This is a genomic window from Microbacterium sp. KNMS (genome assembly GCF_053851835.1).
The window spans coordinates 1-346 of the sequence record NZ_JBSQBP010000084.1; the positions used below are offsets into that span (position 1 = coordinate 1).

Sequence of the window (346 nt, forward strand, 5' to 3'; positions counted from 1 at the left end):
GCGCTCTCGTCCGCGCCGGGTCCGATGTTCCGGCTCCGTGACCTCCGGTTCCCGATCCTCGAAGGTCGAATCCTCCGTGGCTACGGCGCTGGTGTCGGCGTGCGGTCCGTCTACGGCGGGCGAATCGACGTGCAAGGGTCGGACCTGCCAGCCGGAGACGGGTACCTCGTCATCCTCAACCAGTCGCAGTATTGCGACATCAACGTTCATGCCACGCGTGTCCGTCACGCGTACTCGGATTCGACGAACTGGGTCGAGGCCGGGTCGAGCGATATCGGCGGGTACGGGCGAACCATGTTCAACCGCATCAGCGGGTTCGCCGTGTCGACGCACGAGACCGCGTTCG

Annotated in this window: 1 protein-coding gene; it reads left to right on the plus strand. The window is 65.6% G+C overall.

Annotated features, from left to right (window positions below):
• A partial coding sequence (locus ACWXWW_RS17935; RefSeq protein ID WP_455971355.1) for a hypothetical protein occupies positions 1 to 346 on the plus strand: 346 nt, incomplete at both ends.